This window comes from Xanthomonas melonis (assembly GCF_020783655.1).
Classification (GTDB): domain Bacteria; phylum Pseudomonadota; class Gammaproteobacteria; order Xanthomonadales; family Xanthomonadaceae; genus Xanthomonas; species Xanthomonas melonis.
Map to the genome: position 1 here is coordinate 216,524 of NZ_JAJGQH010000009.1, position 16,378 is coordinate 232,901.

The 16,378-nt window shown below is 65.8% G+C and carries 16 protein-coding genes and 1 tRNA gene; 4 read left to right on the forward strand and 13 right to left on the reverse strand.

What is annotated here, in order from left to right; translation table 11 throughout:
• Positions 1 to 67: 67 nt before the first annotated feature.
• From LL964_RS11140 to LL964_RS11165, 6 genes are all read right to left on the reverse strand, one after another.
• Positions 68 to 1,252 carry an ATP-binding protein gene (locus tag LL964_RS11140; RefSeq protein ID WP_104587666.1) on the reverse strand — a complete coding sequence of 395 codons (1,185 nt, stop codon included), beginning with the start codon at positions 1,250 to 1,252 and terminating at the stop codon, positions 68 to 70.
• The gene (locus LL964_RS11145; protein WP_104587665.1) at positions 1,249 to 1,914 is read right to left on the reverse strand and encodes a response regulator transcription factor; all 666 of its coding nucleotides are present in this window, start codon (positions 1,912 to 1,914) and stop codon (positions 1,249 to 1,251) included. Before LL964_RS11145 ends, LL964_RS11140 begins: the two co-directional genes overlap by 4 nt.
• Positions 1,915 to 2,067: 153 nt before the next feature.
• Positions 2,068 to 2,955, reverse strand: a complete 888-nt coding sequence (locus LL964_RS11150; RefSeq protein WP_104587816.1) for a TIGR01777 family oxidoreductase — start codon at positions 2,953 to 2,955, stop codon at positions 2,068 to 2,070.
• A gap of 216 nt (positions 2,956 to 3,171) precedes the next feature.
• Positions 3,172 to 3,765 (reverse strand): DUF4142 domain-containing protein, encoded by a 594-nt coding sequence (locus tag LL964_RS11155; protein ID WP_104587664.1) that lies wholly within the window; start codon positions 3,763 to 3,765, stop codon positions 3,172 to 3,174.
• 76 nt (positions 3,766 to 3,841) lie between these two features.
• A complete protein-coding gene (locus LL964_RS11160; protein ID WP_167395346.1) occupies positions 3,842 to 4,108 on the reverse strand; it encodes a hypothetical protein in 267 nt (88 codons plus the stop codon).
• Between the two features lie 54 nt (positions 4,109 to 4,162).
• Complete coding sequence (locus LL964_RS11165; protein WP_104587662.1) at positions 4,163 to 4,444, reverse strand: hypothetical protein; 282 nt, start codon at positions 4,442 to 4,444, stop codon at positions 4,163 to 4,165.
• 331 nt (positions 4,445 to 4,775) lie between these two features.
• Here LL964_RS11165 and LL964_RS11170 point away from each other — a divergent pair, with 331 nt between their 5' ends.
• Positions 4,776 to 4,940 carry a hypothetical protein gene (locus LL964_RS11170; RefSeq protein ID WP_167395345.1) on the forward strand — a complete coding sequence of 55 codons (165 nt, stop codon included), beginning with the start codon at positions 4,776 to 4,778 and terminating at the stop codon, positions 4,938 to 4,940.
• A gap of 164 nt (positions 4,941 to 5,104) precedes the next feature.
• On the opposite strand, the gene LL964_RS11175 is transcribed toward LL964_RS11170, so the two are convergent.
• The 5 genes from LL964_RS11175 to fabR all read right to left on the reverse strand — a co-directional run bounded on the left by LL964_RS11175 (position 5,105) and on the right by fabR (position 10,557).
• Positions 5,105 to 5,905 (reverse strand): hypothetical protein, encoded by an 801-nt coding sequence (locus tag LL964_RS11175; protein ID WP_104587661.1) that lies wholly within the window; start codon positions 5,903 to 5,905, stop codon positions 5,105 to 5,107.
• 200 nt (positions 5,906 to 6,105) lie between these two features.
• Entirely contained in the window at positions 6,106 to 7,329 is a 1,224-nt protein-coding gene (locus LL964_RS11180; RefSeq protein WP_104587660.1) for an RtcB family protein, read from the reverse strand.
• Positions 7,330 to 7,382: 53 nt separating this feature from the next.
• On the reverse strand, positions 7,383 to 8,504 hold the full coding sequence (locus LL964_RS11185) for a slipin family protein (protein WP_104587659.1): 1,122 nt from the start codon (positions 8,502 to 8,504) through the stop codon (positions 7,383 to 7,385).
• 353 nt (positions 8,505 to 8,857) lie between these two features.
• A tRNA-Lys gene (locus LL964_RS11190) sits at positions 8,858 to 8,928 on the reverse strand.
• Between the two features lie 981 nt (positions 8,929 to 9,909).
• Positions 9,910 to 10,557 carry an HTH-type transcriptional repressor FabR gene (fabR, locus tag LL964_RS11195; RefSeq protein ID WP_104587658.1) on the reverse strand — a complete coding sequence of 216 codons (648 nt, stop codon included), beginning with the start codon at positions 10,555 to 10,557 and terminating at the stop codon, positions 9,910 to 9,912.
• 92 nt (positions 10,558 to 10,649) lie between these two features.
• Between fabR and LL964_RS11200 the strand changes: the two genes are divergently transcribed.
• Both LL964_RS11200 and LL964_RS11205 read left to right on the forward strand, forming a co-directional pair.
• On the forward strand, positions 10,650 to 11,726 hold the full coding sequence (locus LL964_RS11200) for a ferredoxin reductase (RefSeq protein ID WP_104587657.1): 1,077 nt from the start codon (positions 10,650 to 10,652) through the stop codon (positions 11,724 to 11,726).
• A 9-nt stretch (positions 11,727 to 11,735) separates the two neighbouring features.
• Positions 11,736 to 12,857, forward strand: coding sequence for a fatty acid desaturase family protein (locus LL964_RS11205; RefSeq protein ID WP_104587656.1), 1,122 nt, complete (start codon positions 11,736 to 11,738; stop codon positions 12,855 to 12,857).
• Positions 12,858 to 13,117: 260 nt separating this feature from the next.
• Here LL964_RS11205 and LL964_RS11210 read toward each other — a convergent pair whose 3' ends face one another.
• Positions 13,118 to 14,710, reverse strand: coding sequence for an EAL domain-containing protein (locus tag LL964_RS11210; protein ID WP_104587655.1), 1,593 nt, complete (start codon positions 14,708 to 14,710; stop codon positions 13,118 to 13,120).
• A gap of 371 nt (positions 14,711 to 15,081) precedes the next feature.
• Between LL964_RS11210 and LL964_RS11215 the strand changes: the two genes are divergently transcribed.
• On the forward strand, positions 15,082 to 15,258 hold the full coding sequence (locus tag LL964_RS11215) for a hypothetical protein (protein ID WP_104587654.1): 177 nt from the start codon (positions 15,082 to 15,084) through the stop codon (positions 15,256 to 15,258).
• 157 nt (positions 15,259 to 15,415) lie between these two features.
• Here LL964_RS11215 and LL964_RS11220 read toward each other — a convergent pair whose 3' ends face one another.
• Entirely contained in the window at positions 15,416 to 15,925 is a 510-nt protein-coding gene (locus tag LL964_RS11220; protein WP_104587815.1) for a lipocalin family protein, read from the reverse strand.
• Positions 15,926 to 16,378: the final 453 nt, after the last annotated feature.

Sequence of the window (16,378 nt, forward strand, 5' to 3'; positions counted from 1 at the left end):
ACTCTAGACAGACAGGTTTGGGAACTTATTGGATACGACCGGCATGCGCGCCGTGTGCGTGGCGGGTTCAGCGCGCGGTGGGGCTACTGTCGCCGGCAAATACCACGCGCACGCAGAAGCCGCGCCCATCGTTGCCCTCGCCGGTCTCGATCGTTGCGCCATGCAGGCGTGCAATGCCCGCCACCAGCGACAGCCCAATGCCGCTGCCCTGCACTTGGCTGCCTGGCACGCGGTAGAACCGCTCGAACACGGAGACGCGCGCCACCTCCGGCACACCGGGACCGTCGTCGCTGACCTGCACGAACGGATGCAGAATGTCGGCGCGCAGGCAATAGCCGCAACTCACCTCCACCAGGCCGCGTGTGCGTCCGTAGCGGATGGCGTTGTCGACCAGATTGCGGATCAGGATGCCGACCGCATCCACATCGCAGCGCAGCAGGCAGGGCGCGGCCGCGATGCGCAGACCAATCTCGCGTGCGTGGGCTTGCACGCTGAACTCGTCGAGCACATGCGAGATCAATTCCCCCATCTCCACGCGTTGATACGCCGTCGAGCTGATGCCGGCATCCAGCCGTGCCAGATCCAGTAACTGCTCGGCCAGCCGATTGCTGCGACGCGCAGTTTCCAGCAACCGCTGCAGCGCTGCGTCCTTGGCCTGTAGCGTGGGGGCGCGCAGTGCCACTTCTGCATAGGTGTGCAGCGCCGAGAGCGGTGTCCGTAGTTCGTGCGCGGCATCGGCGACGAAGTCGCGCTCGGCCTGCACGGCCTTTTCCAGGCGGGCCAGCAGGGTGTTGAACGCATCGATCAGCGGACGGATCTCGTCCGGCACCCGATCCAGCGGTACCGGCTCGGTGTCCAGGCCGGTGCGTTGTGCAATCGCGGCCGACACGCTGTGCAACGGCCTCAACGACGTGCGCACCGCCCACCACACCAGCAGGCCAAGGATGCCCAGCTGCAGCGTGTTGAGCACCATTGCAATCAGCGTCTGTTTGAAGCTCATGCGCGAGGAGACATCGTCGTCCAGTGCGGCCGTGTTGGCCTCGGCAGGAGGTGCTGCGGGTCTGTCGAAGCGGTGTTGCAAGGTGTCGGGCAGCACGCTGACCAACTGATCGCCAAGCAGGTTGAGTTCCTGTTCGAACATGCTGTGATGTCCCTGGGTGACCAGGGCGACCAGGATCCACAGCGAGGTAGACCAGCTCAGCAGGACGATGGCGGCCAGCGCCGCCAGCATGCGCGCCTGCAGAGACCTCATTCCGGTGCCTTGCCGATCATGTAGCCCTGGCCATAGACGGTGGAAATGAGTTCGTCACCGAGTTTGCGCCGCAGCTGGTGCACATAGACCGCGATCATGTTGCTGCCGCCCTCCGAGGGGCCGCCATACACGGCTTCTTCCAGCTGGTCCTTGGTGACCACCCGCCCGGCGCGCTCCATCAGTGCCAGCAGCAGGCGGTACTCGTGCACGCTCAGCGCTACCCATTTGCCGGCCTTGGTGACCTTGCAGCTGCTCGGGTCCACGCTGACATCGCCCTGGCCGAGCAGTGGCACCACCCGGCCCTGGCTGCGCCGGATGACCGCGCGCAGCCGCGCCATCAGTTCATCGAACTGGAACGGCTTGACCAGGTAGTCGTCGGCGCCGGCATCCAGGCCGCGGATGCGGTCGGTGAGCTGTCCGCGTGCAGTCAGCGCGATGACCGCGGTGGCGTCGTAGTGGCCACGCAGGAAGCGCAGGACCGCCAGCCCGGATTCGCCAGGCAGACCGATGTCCAGCAGTACCGCGGTGTAGCGGTGATCCACCAGCGCGGTCTTGGCTGCGCTGGCGTTGTCGACGTGATCGATGGTCCAGCGTTGCTGGCGCACACCCTCGCAGATGGCATTGGCCAGCATGGTGTCGTCTTCGACCAGAAGCAGGTGCATGAAAATTCCGCCGCGTATGGGGCCGGTCCGAGATACGCACCATTGTCGGAGATGGTCGTTAGTCAAACATTAGTGCATGTTCGCCCGCCGAGCGGCGCTGCGGCTGTGCCGGCTCTGGCTGGCCCGCGCTGGGCAGATGGCCGGGACCGGAGCTCAGCGCTGCAGGATGGCGCGCAGGGCCGCGTCCAGCTGTGGGTACTGGAAGCCAAATCCTGCATCGAGCGCGCGCTGCGGCAGCACACGCTGGCTGATCAGCAGCAGCTCGGCCATCTCGCCGAACCCCAGCCGCAGCAGCGCGGCCGGCAGCGTCAGCAGCGCCGGGCGATGCAGCACCTCGGCCAGCGTGTGGGCGAACTGCGCATTGGTGACCGGGTTGGGTGCGGTGGCGTTGTAGGCACCGGCCTGCCCGTGCTGCAGCAACCAGACCAGCAGCGCCACCATGTCGGCGCGATGGATCCAGCTCATCCAGTGGCGGCCGTCGCCGAACGGCCCGCCGCCGCCGAACCGGAATGCCGGCAGCATGCGCGCCAATGCACCTCCGTCGCGGTCCAGGACGATACCGGTACGTACCCAGCTCACCCGCGGACCCAGCGCGGCGATCCGCGCCGCTTCGCTTTCCCAATCGCGGCACAGCACCGCCGCAAAGTCGTCGCCTGCGCCATCGGCTTCGGTCAGCACGGTGTCGCCACGCTCGCCGTAATACCCCACCGCCGAGCCGGAGATCAGCACCGCCGGGCGCTGCGCCTGGGGCTGGTGCGCGATCCAGTCGTGCAGCAGGCGCGTGGTGCCCAGCCGCGACGCGCGGAAGCGTTGCTTGCGCGTATCGCTCCAGCGGCCAGCAGCCAACGGTTCGCCGGCCAGATTGATGACCGCATCGGCCTGCACGCCATCCAGGCTGTCCACGGCAGTGATGCCAGGCACGTGGCGCTGGGCTCGGCTTACATCACGGGTCAGCACGCTGACCTGGTGGCCGTCACCCAGCAAGGTGGGGCACAGGGCCTGGCCGATGAAGCCGGTGCCACCGGTGATGAGCAAACGCATGCGCAGGTCCTGGGCGGGTCGATGCTGCACCATAGGCCACGGCGGACACAGGCAGAGTGAAGCCGGCGATCAGGGCCGCTGCATGGGCGGTGTGCAGCGACGCGATAACGTCAATGCCACTGCCCTGTCGGCAGGTTGCGATATCGGGGCGTTGCGCCAGGACGTACGCGCGCCGGCCAGGCGGGGCGCGCGTCGATCGACAGCGTACCAGGCGGGTTACCTCGAAGAAGACACCGCATGCGCGCGTTCGAAGTGCGCCGAGACCGCGCGGCGGGTCTCCTCCAGGTGTTGTTTGACGGGTGCGCTTTCTGCGGCCGGCAGCAGTTCGGCATCGATGATCTTGATGGTGTCGCCGTGGTCGCTGACCATGGTGCGCATGAAGGCATTGCGGTAGGCATCCTTGCCATCGGGCAAGGTGAGTGTCTTGGCCAGCGCATCCACGGCCGCCTTGCCCTTGGCGCGTACCGCTTCGGCACGGGGGCTGTCGGTTGCACCCAGCGCCTTGGTCTTCTCCAGGTTGGCCTGGTGATCGTGCAGCATCTGCTCGGCGAATGGCCCGGTGGCTCCGCCCAGATCCTGTTCGATGGCTTGCTTGGCCAGGGCGATTTCGCTTTCGTCGATGGCGGCCAGCACGCCCAGCGCGCCGGCATCGCCTTTGGCCAGCTCGGTCGCGCCGCTACCGGATACGGGCGCAGCGGTTGGCTCGGGCGAGACCGCCGGGGCGGTGCGCGAGGCATCGCCGCCGGGGCGGTCGCAGCCGACAAGGAACAGGGCGGTCAACAGCGAAGCAGTAGCAAGAGTGGATTTCATGGATGTCCTGGGTGCGCCGGGATCTGCCGGCGGTGGAATGCAAAGGAGCCGCAATGCGGCTCCGGGAGTGCCTCGGTCAGGCCCACTGCGGTTGGGCAATGGGGCCAACGCTCAAGGGTCTGGGTGGTGTTCGTACCGCATCCTGCGCAGTGCGGCATTGGCGCGCCATGCGTGCGGTGCGCTCGCGAATCAGGGCGTGCTCGCTGTTGGGCGCGCTACCGAGCAGGCTGGCGACGTGGAAGCCAAGGATTTCCTCCGCGCGGTCGCCCTGGTCGCTGATGATGTGCGGCACCAGCCGCTCCAGTCGTTCCAGCTCCTGCTGCACTTGGTACGGGGTTTTCATGACGATCTCCATTGAGTAACGGCTCTTGCTCACCACAATCCAACGCTTGCATGTTCAGCTGTTGCGTGTGCTCAAGCGTTGCCAGCAGTCGGTCGCCAACTGTTCGTAGTTGGATTGCGTGCTGGACGAAATGAAATGATGTTCCAGACGGTCGCGAAACAGACGCAGCCGCTCCTGGTCGCTGGAACGTGGCGCCTGCAGATAGATATCGCAGGCCATCTTGACCACAGGGGATAACTCACTGAACTTGCCTGTCCCCAGATTGCCTTGGGCATGTCGCGCCTGCCAGTGCGCGATTTCAGCTTGGACATCGATGACGGATGGATCTCTGCTCATGGCTTGGGGTGTTCCGACGTAAACAAACTTGACCTGCAGGGTAACTGCGGGTATGTCAACGGATGATCATCGAACCCGACTACAACGCCATGTGTTGGCCCTGCGTGCTTAACTAGTCAGCTTTCTCTTCGCTGTCATGCGTGGGTGCGCGCGTAGCCCGTGCGCAAGACATCGGCACACCACACGCGTATGGCCGGGCTGCCGCCCGCAGATGACTCTACGCGGACATGGCGTGCGACGCCGCAATTTACGGAAGATTCTGAACCGCTCTACACCTGTGTAACGTGCATTCGTTAAGGTAGGCACGGACGTAATGGAGAGAGTAAACAGGATGCAGGACAGCGAAAGCAGTCGTCGTAAGCCGCAGGAAGCAAGCGGTACGCCCGAGGCCCGCGTGTGGTGGCATGCCTTGCTGGAACTGAGGGGCGGGCGTGTGATCCTCAGTCTGATCGTCGTCGCCATCATCGTGCTGGGCTTGTATCTGGCGTTGAAGTAGAGCTGCGACAGCATTGCGTTGCGATCGGTGGCGAGGCCGGTAGGTTCCACCTTCCATCTCGCTACAGGAGTCATTCGACATCAACGTTGCCGACCACCGGGTCGCGCAATGAAACGGGCCCCTTAGGGCCCGTCTCAGTCAGTGCTATTGCAGGTCAGCGGATGTCACATGCGCGTGTCGCTGGGATAACGGCGCGATGCTTCATCGTGACGATCCGAATCGAATGCCTCGCGCACAGCATGCTTGGCCTTTTCCCAACTCAGGCGCGAATTGGCCTTGAACCGATCCCAGCCATCGCCAAGATCGCGTTCCAGGCGATCGTCCCACTGGCGACCGACGTGCAGTTGGCGCGCCTGCATTCCATAACGGTAGGCCGGACGATAGTCGTCGTAGGAGTAGTCGGCGTCGCGGTAGCTGGCGCTATCGAGCCGATCGGAGTAATGCACATCGCCGTCGCGGTAGACGGTATGGGTACGATCGGCGCGTTCCCAGGCGTCGCGTGCGGCCAGGCGGGCATCGTCCCACTCCAGGCGCGACTGACCGCGGTTTCGCGGCCATTCGCCGGCCAACGTGGCTTCGGTTTCTTCCCAGGTGCTGGTAGGGCGCGTTTCCCGCGCCTGCAGGCCGAAGCCATAGACGGTTGCATAGTCGCGATCGTAATCGGTGCCCTCTTTGTAGTACGGTCGATTGCGGTATTCCTGGCGCCAGTATTCGGCTTCCACCGTGGGATCCAGGCGCTCGGCCACTCCCTTGCCCGCAGCAGCACCGGCAACCACGCCCGCCGCAGCGCCGATCAAGGTGCCGAGCGGACCGAACACGGTGCCCGCCAACGCGCCTGCAGCGGCGCCGCCGGCGATACCGCCGACGCCGACGCCGACCGGATGCGAGCCAGGCGTCCCGGTGATCGGATCACGATTCAAATCCTGTGCCTCAGCCTTGCGTTCCTGCTTGTCGAGATTCGTCATATCGCCTCCGGCTTGCTTGTCTGATTGGATGCGTCCTGGCGGTGCAGGCCACGATGTGGAGCAACCTTGGCGAGGCCGGAGTGAAACGCATGTGCGCGGATGTGAGCGGCTCCGCGACATGGCTGAACTGCTTACACACGCGTGCGGATGGGTCCGCCTGAGATGTCAGAACAAGCAAGGGCCGCAGGCGCGGCCCTCGCTTACCCCTTGATACAGACCACCTGGCGCAAGGTGTGCACCACTTCGACCAGATCCTGTTGTGCGGCCATGACTGCATCGATCGACTTGTAGGCTGCCGGCGATTCGTCGATCACCGCGGCATCCTTGCGGCACTCCACATGTGCGGTGGCCTCGCGGTGCTGCGCCAGCGTGATCTGTGCACGCGCGGCCGTCCTGCTCATCACCCGTCCGGCGCCATGACTGCAGCTGTGGAAGCTCTCCGCATTGCCCAGCCCACGCACGATGTAGCTGCGCGTGCCCATGCTGCCCGGAATGATGCCCAGCTCGCCCGCACGGGCACTGACCGCGCCCTTGCGGGTGACCAGCAGCTCTTCGCCGTGATGCGTTTCCTTCTGCACGTAGTTGTGGTGACAGTTGACCGCCAGCTTTTCCAGCTGGAACCTGGGCAGGCGGTGACGCATCTCGGCCAGCACCCGCGCCATCATCGCTTCGCGATTCTCGCGGGCGTAGTCCTGCGCCCACGACACCGCTTCCACATATTCGTCGAACAAGGGCTCGCCCTGCAGGAAGAACGCCAGGTCCTTGTCGGGCAGGTGGAAGCCCAGCACACGATGCGCCAACTGCTCGCGTGCGCGCTCGATGAAGTAGGTGCCGATCAGGTTGCCGGTCCCGCGCGAGCCGCTGTGCAACATCACCCACACCGCATCGGTCTCGTCCAGGCAGATCTCGATGAAGTGATTGCCACCGCCCAGGGTGCCGATCTGGCATTCCAGCTTGTCGGTACGGATGCGCCGGTGCTGCTGTTTGATCGCGTCCAGCCTCTGTACCAGCCCGGATTGCGCAATGCGGGTCTGGATGCTGTCGGGCAGCGAGCGATGCTCGCCGCCGCGCCCGTTGCCCACCGGTACGCTGCGCTCGATGCTGGAGCGCAGCTGCACCAGGCTGTCCGGCAGGTCGCTGGCGCGCAAGGTGGTACGTACCGCAGCCATGCCGCAGCCGATGTCCACGCCAACCGCTGCCGGGATGATGGCGCCACGGGTCGGGATCACCGAGCCTACGGTGGCTCCCTTGCCCAGGTGTACGTCGGGCATCACCGCTACCCACGGGCCGACGAACGGAACCGCGGCGATGTTGCGCAACTGTGCATGCGCCTGCGCCTCCAGTGGCACGCCGCGTACCCAACCCTTGATCGGCGTGGCGCTGCCCTCGGCATGCAGGAATTCGAAGTGTTGTGAAGTACTCATTGTTCATTCCTTTGCGCAGGCGTGCGACGGTTCCCCGGCGCACGCCTGCATGACTATCGGATCGTCACCAATTGCTTCAGTACGCCGTCCAGGCCGCCGAACACGGTGAGCTTGTCGATCTTCTCGGTGACCTTTTCCAGCGCCTCCAGCTCCTTCAACCGCATCAGTACCGGGCTTTCGTCGATCAGCCTGGCCGTGTTGAGCAGCGAGCGGGTGGCGTTGGCTTCTTCGCGGCGGCGGATGACGTTGGCTTGCGCCTGCTTCTCCGCCTGCACCACCGCGTTGAGGATCTCGCGCATTTCGCCCGGCAGGATCACGTCCTTGACCCCGACGCCCAGCACCTCGATGCCGAAGCCGCCGAGGCTGCCACGCACGTAGCCGAAGATGTCGGCATCCAGCGATGCCTTGTCGCCCAGCAACTCGTCCAGCGTCTTGGCCGCCACCGCGCGCCGCAAACCGTACTGCAGCTCGCGGTAGAGGTAGTCGCCGGCCTTGGCCACCCGCGTGCGCATTGCCACCGCATCGGTGACGCGCATGCTGGCCGCCAGGTTCACGCGCAGCGACACCTTGTCGCGCGTGAGCAGTTCCTGCCCGGAGACTTCGACCGACTGCACGCGCAGATCGACCACGTCGGTGACAACGTTCTTCTGGAAGTTCCAGAACGCATACGCGCCGGGCCCGAACGGAGCCATGAGCTTGCCGTCGACGAAAACCAGCCCCAGCGATTCGGCGGGAACCTCCATGCCGATCGCCACGCGCGACAGGATGCCGAGCTGGCGCAGGCGGCGCTGCACGTCGGTGGGCACCTGCAGCCCATCGCCGAGCGACAGCGGCTGCACCTCGATCGCCGCGGCGCCGCGCCAGTACAGCGTCCGCGTTCCCGGCGCCAGCACCTCATCCAGCTTGCCGTTGCGGATCAGCAGGCCAACCTGCGCGGTGCCGATGTCGGCCAGCACGCAGTGCTGGGCCAATGTGGCGCCCAGGGTAGCGATCAACATGTCCGCCTCGCGGCCGACGTGATTGCCGTTGCCGGTGGCGTGCACGGTGATGTCGGTGCGACCCAACGGGTCGAACATGCGGTAGACGCCGGGTTCGAGCACGCGCTCGAACCGACGGTTGCGATACACCAGGCCGCGCTCGCCGTCACCGATCACGACCCTCTTGGTCCAGAACATGGCATTGCTCCTTGGTTTGGCTCTGGTGGTCCGATCCGTGGAATACGGCTCCGCCATCCGGATCGGACAATGGCGAGGTCGGTGCCGATGCAACGCGGCGTAAGAAGGTGGAAACGCCCGTCACGGCCGCGCAGCGGAAGCGCGGCGCGCTGTCGGTGCATGCCACCGCGTTGGGCCTGCCGGCGCGATCCAATGCGACGGCGGGTGGGCGGCGGGGCAGGGCACGTCCAGGGCGCAGGCCCGGCGACGCTGCCGCTGCCGCGTGCGATCGAGCGATGCACTGCTCCCGCGCAACCCGGCAAGGGCGTTTCCTGATGGGACTTGCGTCCCGTGCTGCATGACGTGACAGGTCATGGTTGGAGCGGGAGTCGAACCCGCGACCGACAGATTAAGAATCTGCTGCTCTAACCGTCTGAGCTATCCAGTGGGGGTATGCCGGAATCGAACCGGCCCTGCGGATTGCGCCGCTACTCCTCCAGGAGCCGTACCCAAGACAGAAACATCGGAAAGAGTTCGGTATACGCCACGGCATGGCCGCGCGCACCGGCTGGATAAATACCAGGCCGCTGAATTTTCTTCGCAATGATTCCGATCACCGTTTTATTCAAACGGTAATTCGATAAGTGCATGACCACGTGCCGCCCGTGCCCGAAACCTGGGCACAGCGCTTTCGCGCCTCGCGGCATGACAACATCCCTGTTGTCGGGCAATCCCTGCCCGGGTTTCCGTCATGGTCATTCACAGGAGCGGGACGAACGCGCAACGAAAAACGCCCCTGGATGCAGCATCCGAGGGCGTTCGCGTGCCTCGGAGATCGGGTGGCCGATCTCCTTGAATCAGGACATCAGCCGGTCGTGGTGCGCAGATCGCGCTTGGACATGCGTGCAATCGCTGCAGCGCGTGGAGCGCCGGGCAGTCGATCGAACGTGGTGAGGTGGCTGGTGTGCATGAAAATCAATCGGTCTGGATGCAGGCGTCGCTGCGTAGGGCGCGAACATTACCTGCTTGATTTTTCTTATGCAAGCACTTTATGAAAAATAATCGATGATTTTTCGATGGCACGAGAAATCCACAGCGGCGACTGAATGGATGCGTTAGATAATCTCGACGATGCATCCGGATTGAAAATATGCGTTACGCACGCCACGCCGACGAGCAGCGCATGAGCATGCCTTGCGAAAAGTGTTGCACGCGACGCGGGTCATGCCGGCATGCAGGATCCAGCGGCGCCGCCACCGCGTCGGGCCAGGCCGAGTCGTGGCCGAGGTCGGCCGTCTCAGGCAGATGCCGGCGCGTGCCGGCGTCCACATGCGACCAGCACGCACAACCGCGCGATGTGCATAGTTGCGTGCGTTCTTGCATCGTAACCAGAGGCGATCACGGCCGGGCGCGGCGATCGACTGGCTCAGCCGCCGTGCGTGCCCAAGGTGCGCGCGCCGGTCAGGATCATGCGCAGCATCTGCGAGATCTGCTCGATCAGCTCGGGGTCCTTTTCCGGCGGCAGATCCATTGCCACCGCGCCCATCGCGAACACCAGGCGGGTGATCGCCTTGGACACCAGTGCCGGCGCGTGCAAGGTGGCATTGTCGGCGGCCGCCAGGCGGATCAGATCCACCCGCAACTCGTCTTCGAAGTAGGTCAGCTCGCGCTCCACTGCCTGCTTGAACGCGTCCGAACCCACCGCGCCTTCGCGCAGCAGCACATGCAACAGCTTGTCGTCGGCGCGCAGTTGCTCCATGAACGTCTCGACCGAAACGCGGATGACGCTGCGATCGGTGGAGGTGGCGCGCTGGCGGGCCTGGCCAATGATGGTGCGCAGCGAGCGCCCGGCCAGGTCGATCAGCGCCACGGCGAGCTCGTCCATGTCGCGGAACTGCCGATAGAAGCTGTTGGGCGCAATGCCGGCTTCGCGCGCGACCTCGCGCAGGCTCAGCGTGGACAGGCTGCGATGCGGCCCGATCAGCGACAGGGCCGCGGCGATCAGGTCCTCGCGTGAGATCGCCGGCTTGCGTGACGGCGGCGCGTCGTGGGAAGGCAGGGCGATGGAGGTCATGTGACGGCAGCCGGGTGTGGGCCTGAATCATAGCCGCTTCGTCAATATACAAGTGTATACACGCATGTGCATGCATGCGTATAGTGCGCTCCATGAGCCTGGAACACACTGCCAAGTCCAAGTCCCCGCTGCCCGCACGGCTGGCGCGCCGCCTGGTGTCGCCGCAGCTGTTCGACTTCTGGGCAACCCGGATCAATCCGCTGTGGACGCTGGAGCGGCCGATGGCGCGCCTGGTCGAGCGCGTGCCGGCCAGCCGCGATGCGGTCACCCTGGTGCTGCGGCCCAACGGGCACTGGCGGGGCCTGCAGGCCGGTCAGCACGTGAGTCTGGGCGTGGAGATCGATGGCCGCCGGTTGCTGCGCAGTTACAGCCCGACCGTGCTGGACGACGGCCGCCTGGCGGTCACGGTCAAGGCGATCGAGGGCGGGCAGGTGAGCCGCTACCTGGCGCACGATGCCGTACTTGGCACGGTGGTCTCGCTGGACCCGGCCTTCGGCGACATGCTGCTGCCGGCGGCGCCGACGCCCTTGCTGCTGCTGGCTGCCGGTTCCGGCATCACGCCGATGCGGGCGCTGTTGCGGGCGGCCGCGCAGGCCGGCATGCCGATGGACGTGGACCTGCTGTACTGGGTCCGCCAGCGCGACGAAGCCTGCTTCATGGACGAGTTCGAGGCACTGGCCGCGGCGCATCCGCGCCTGCGCGTGCGCCTGCTGACCACCCGGGAGGGTGTCGCACCGGCAGCCCGAGTGGATACCCATGCGCTGGACGAGATTGCCGAGCTGCCGCGTCGTCATGTGATGGCCTGCGGTCCGGGTGGCTTCGTGCAGGCCGCGCGCGAACGCCTGCACGGACGCGTGGCGGCATTCCAGGCCGAAGCCTTCAGCGTGCCGGCACTGGAAGAAGCCGATGCCGGGCAGGTGCAGGTCCAGCTGTCACGCAGCGGCCGTACCCTGACCCTGCCGCGCGGCCAGTCGCTGCTGGAAGGGTTGGAGGCACACGGCCTGCGCCCGAAACATGGCTGCCGCATGGGCATCTGCAATAGCTGCGCCTGCGCCCGCCAATCCGGCACCACGCGCCATCTGTTGACCGGCGAGCGCAGCAACGAACCCACCGCACAGGTGCGCCTGTGCATCAGTGCGCCGAGCACCGACCTGATCCTGGATCTGTAAGGAATCCTCATGAGCCGAGTCCATAACCGCGCCCTGTCTGCTGCCGAACTGCAGTCCTTCGGCGACGAACTCGACGCCATTCGCGCCCGCGTGCTGAGCCAGGTGGGCGCCGCCGATGCGCGTTACATCCGCCGCATCGTGGCCGCCGTGCGGTGGACCGGCGTGTCCGGCCGTGCGCTGTTGTTCCTGGGCGCCTTCGTGCACAGCGTGCTGATCCCGGCATGGATCGCCGGCGTGTTGCTGCTGACGTTGTCCAAGATCCTGGAGAACATGGAGCTGGGTCACAACGTCATGCACGGCCAGTACGACTGGATGGGCGACCCGCAGCTCAACGGCAACACCTACGAGTGGGACATCGTCGCCACCGGCGACAACTGGCGTAAGACGCACAACTTCAAGCACCACACCTACACCAATGTGCGCGGCATGGACGACGACATCGGCTATGGCCTGCTGCGCATCTTTCCCGAACAGCGCTGGCGCCCGTTCTACCTGCTGCAGCCCTTCATCGCGGTGGTATTCGCGCTGTTGTTCGAATGGGGCGTGGCGATCCAGGACCTGCGCCTGGGCCGCTGGTTCGCCGGCAAGATGAAGACCGCCGAATTGCGCGCCTCGTTCCTGCCGGTCGGCCGCAAGATCGGCCGGCAGATGCTCAAGGACTACATCGTGTTCCCGGCGCTGGCCGGCCCGTTCTTCCTGACCGTGCTGCTGGGCAACCTGGCCGCCAACGTGCTGCGCAGCATCTGGACCTTCGTGATCATCTTCTGCGGCCATTTCACCGCCGATGCGGAAGTGTTCCCGAAGGAATCGATCCGCAACGAATCGCGTGGCCATTGGTACCTGCGGCAGTTGCGCGGCTCGTCGAACCTCACCGGCGGCAAGCTGATGAACGTACTGTCGGGCAATCTGAGCCACCAGATCGAGCATCACTTCTATCCCGACCTGCCGGCCAATCGCTATGCGCAGATTGCGGTGGAGGTGAAGCAGGTCTGTGCCCGCTACGGCCAGCACTACAACACCGGCTCGCTGCCGCGGCAGTTCGGGCAGGTGATGTGGCGGATCGTACGGCATGCCTTCCCCAGCCGGCCCCGGCCGGCACGGCAGCGCAGTGCTGCCTTGCAGGGCGCGTGATGCACCGAAGGCCGCCGTTGGCGGCCTTCTTCATGGCGCCTGCGTGCCCGGTGGTCGTGTCGCGAGCGAGGCGACCGGGGCGGGTCTGCGGCCAGCGCGGGGTGCATGCCTGTGCGTATGCGCACCGACACCCGCGAGCGGCGATCGTCGGCACCGGGCGATGCGTGGGCGCAGTCGTAGCGCTGCCCATCGCGCAGAGCAGTGCGCGACGGGCGCGAACGCGAGGCCGGTGGTACCTGCGTTCGCCATTGCCGAGGCGGTCAGCCGCGCTTGACCATGCCGGCCCGGTCGCGCGGCGCTGCGCTGCGCGCACGCGCGTGGTAGGCGATGAAACCCAGTGCCGGCAGGGCACGCGAGAACAGCCAGCCCTGGGCCAGGTCCACGCCATGCGCGCGCAGGTAGTCGAGCTGTTCCTGGCGCTCGACGCCTTCGGCGATGGTACGCAGCCGCAGCGTCTTGGCCATGTCGATGATGTGTGCGGTCACCGCGCTGGTGGCCGAATGGGTGCCGATGGTGTCCACGAACGACTTGTCGATCTTCAGCGCATCCAGCGGCAGGCCCTGCAGGTACTGCAGGCTCGAATAGCCGGTGCCGAAATCGTCGATCGACACCGTGTGGCCGGCGCCGCGCAGGTGAGTGATGGTGGCGCGCGCGGCTTCGATATCCATCAGGCTGCGTTCGGTGGCTTCCACCCACAGCTGCCCGCTGTCCACGCCGGTGTCTCGCAGCGCCTCGGCCAGCAGCGACTGTACGCGCCCGCTCTTGATGTCTTCGGCCGAGACGTTGATGGCCACATGCAGGGTCGGATCGGCTGCCAGGGTGGGGCCGAGTTCGCGGACCACCTGGGCCACCACCAGATCGGTGATCGGCAGGATCAGGCCGCTCTCCTCGGCCAGGGGAACGAAGGCGTCCGGTGATACCAGCACGCCATCGGGTTGCTGCCAGCGCACCAGCGCCTCGGCACCGACGCAGGCGCCGCTGTCCAGCGCGATGATCGGCTGGTAGTGCACCACGAATTCGCCGCGCCGCACCGCCACCCGCAACCGGGCAAGCGGCGACAACCGCCGCCGCGACACCCACAGCACCAACGCCACCAGCAACACCGCCACCGCGATGCCCACTGGCACCACCTGCAAGCGCGCTGCGGCCAACGGCCCGCGCAGCGAGGCGGCCGGCGCGGTGACCACGGCGGCCCAATCGCCCCGCCGATCGCGTCCGTGCAGCACTTGTTCTTGTGCGACGTCGGCCGTCCCGGCCTGCATCGGCGTGGCCACCAGCAGCTGCTCGGCTGCGGCGCCGGTACTGCTGAGGATGTGCCCATCGGGCGTGCCGACCGCCAACTGCCGGCCGGCCGGGACATTGATATCGACCAGCGTGGTCGGATTGATCAGCACGTTGTAATCGCCCAGCTGCAGTGCCATCAGCGAATGCTGCGGATTGGCCAGCGGACGCAATCGGGTGGTGACCGAGATACCACTACGGACCACGAAATCCGCCGGAGTCTGCGGAATGCCCTTGGGCAGCTTGCCCCACGAGGTACAGCGCAGGCGGCGCTGCCGGAAGTGCCCCAGTTCCACGATGTATGGGCTGGTCAGGACCAACGCGCGCATCTGCGCCAGATGCGCAGGCGAACATGGCGGCGCCTTCGCGCTGGCCATGCCGACCAGCACGGCATGCGCTTCCTTAAAGGCGGCGTCGGTGCGCCGGATCGACAGCGCTGCCAACTGGCTCAGTCTGCTTTCCTCCCGCGACAGCGCCAAACGCCACGCAAGGTAATAGGACAGGCCAACCGGCAGGCTGGCGCATAGCACCACCAGCAGCACGGTCAGCCGGATGATGCGTTGGCGCTTCACCGGAGCACTCGCAGGCGTTGCCGAAGCCCGGCGCGCCGATGCTGCGGATGACGCGTACGCAGCGCCGGCGCCGCGTCGGATGCGGCCACGCAGCGACCTCCGCACACGTGGCGCGATGTGATGGAGACCACAGATAGGGACGGATGAGCCTGCACATCGCGAATGTACGACACGCGCGTGCGCTGCGCGCGTCACCGCTGCGAATTGATGATGAATTCCTTCCGGTCGCCGTGCCGTGCCTGGCCGGTAGCGGCCCGAAGCGCTGGATTCACGCTCACGCACGCGCGCGCGCGCTAGGGTCATGGCGTGCACGCAGTCTGCGGGCTGGCGGGCCAGACCGGTTGCGCCCAGTCCCTCACCGGAGAACGACCATGACAACGCAAAAAGAGCGCGTCGGCGGTACCGACGCGGTACCGATCTTCAAGATGCAGGAAACCACGCGCGATGGCGAGCTCATCAAGTACGTGGTCGGCGACACCGGCGTCGCGTTCGACAGCCTGGAAGCCGCCCAGGCAGCAGCGAAGGATCTGGACACGTTGAACGGGTGAGGATGCGTCATCGGAACAGGGGGCGGAGCAGGACGGACGCAGAGGTCGACTGGGGCGCGTGACCTGCCCTGCCCCCTGTTCTACGGCAATGTTCTCCGAGGCAGGCCAGCGTCTGCCGGGTACCTGCACCGTTCGGGCTGAAGGTGAATAGACAGACTCACGGCAGCGGCTGTTCGGTCAGTTTTCCCGTGTGCGGGGTGTGGATCAGGGGGGACAGATCGAAGCCCTGTTCGCGCGCATGCGCCAGGTAGGCCTGCGCGACGTTCTCATCCAGGTGCGGCAACCGTGCCAGCAGCCACAGGTACTTGCGGTCGGGGCTGCCGACCAGTGCCGTGGTGTACTCGGCATCGATCCGCATCACCCAGTAGTCGCCCTTGGTGAAGGGAATCCAACGCAGTCCCTCCGGTAGGAAAGTCACCTCCAGTCGGCTGCAGGTGCGATCGATGGGCTGCGCCTGACCAAGCGCTTCCTCGAGCTCGCCAGACGCGGTCAGGCAGCGGTTCTGCACGCGGACGCCGCCATCGCTGTCCAGCGAGTAATGCGCCGACACATCGGTGCAATCGGCATCCTCGAAACGTATCGGTAGCCGGGCGATTTCGTACCAGGTGCCCAGATAGCGATTCAGATCCAGCGACGGGACGGTGGATAACTCAGGGAGTTGGCGCATGACGGCCTCCGCGTAAGGGTAGTGACGTTGTACGGCGAGCGCGATGAAACGCGTGTTCGGGCAGGTGGCGGTGTTGTGCGACAGGCAATGAAACCGTGTGGCGTGTGTGCTGCGCGCCACGGCGTTTCGCAAGGGCAGGTGACGCCAGGAGGAACAGCTGCGCACGTCTGCCTCCCGGACCCCGGCCGGCATCGCCCATCGGGCGGTCGCGTGTTCAAACGACCTCGCACCCAGGCATGTTCCGATTGCGTTCGTGACGACGGCACTCCCTGGGGCAGCCAGCGTGGCGGCCGACGCACCGCGCGGACGTGTTCGATGCCGGTGTAACGGCCCGATTGCATCGGCCACCCAGGCCTCAGGCCGGCCGCGAACTAGGTGTGATCTCTCAGTAGGTTGTTCATCCGGGGCTGATCTGGAAGATGGGGGTTACCAAGCCAACCCAGCCCCCAGGAG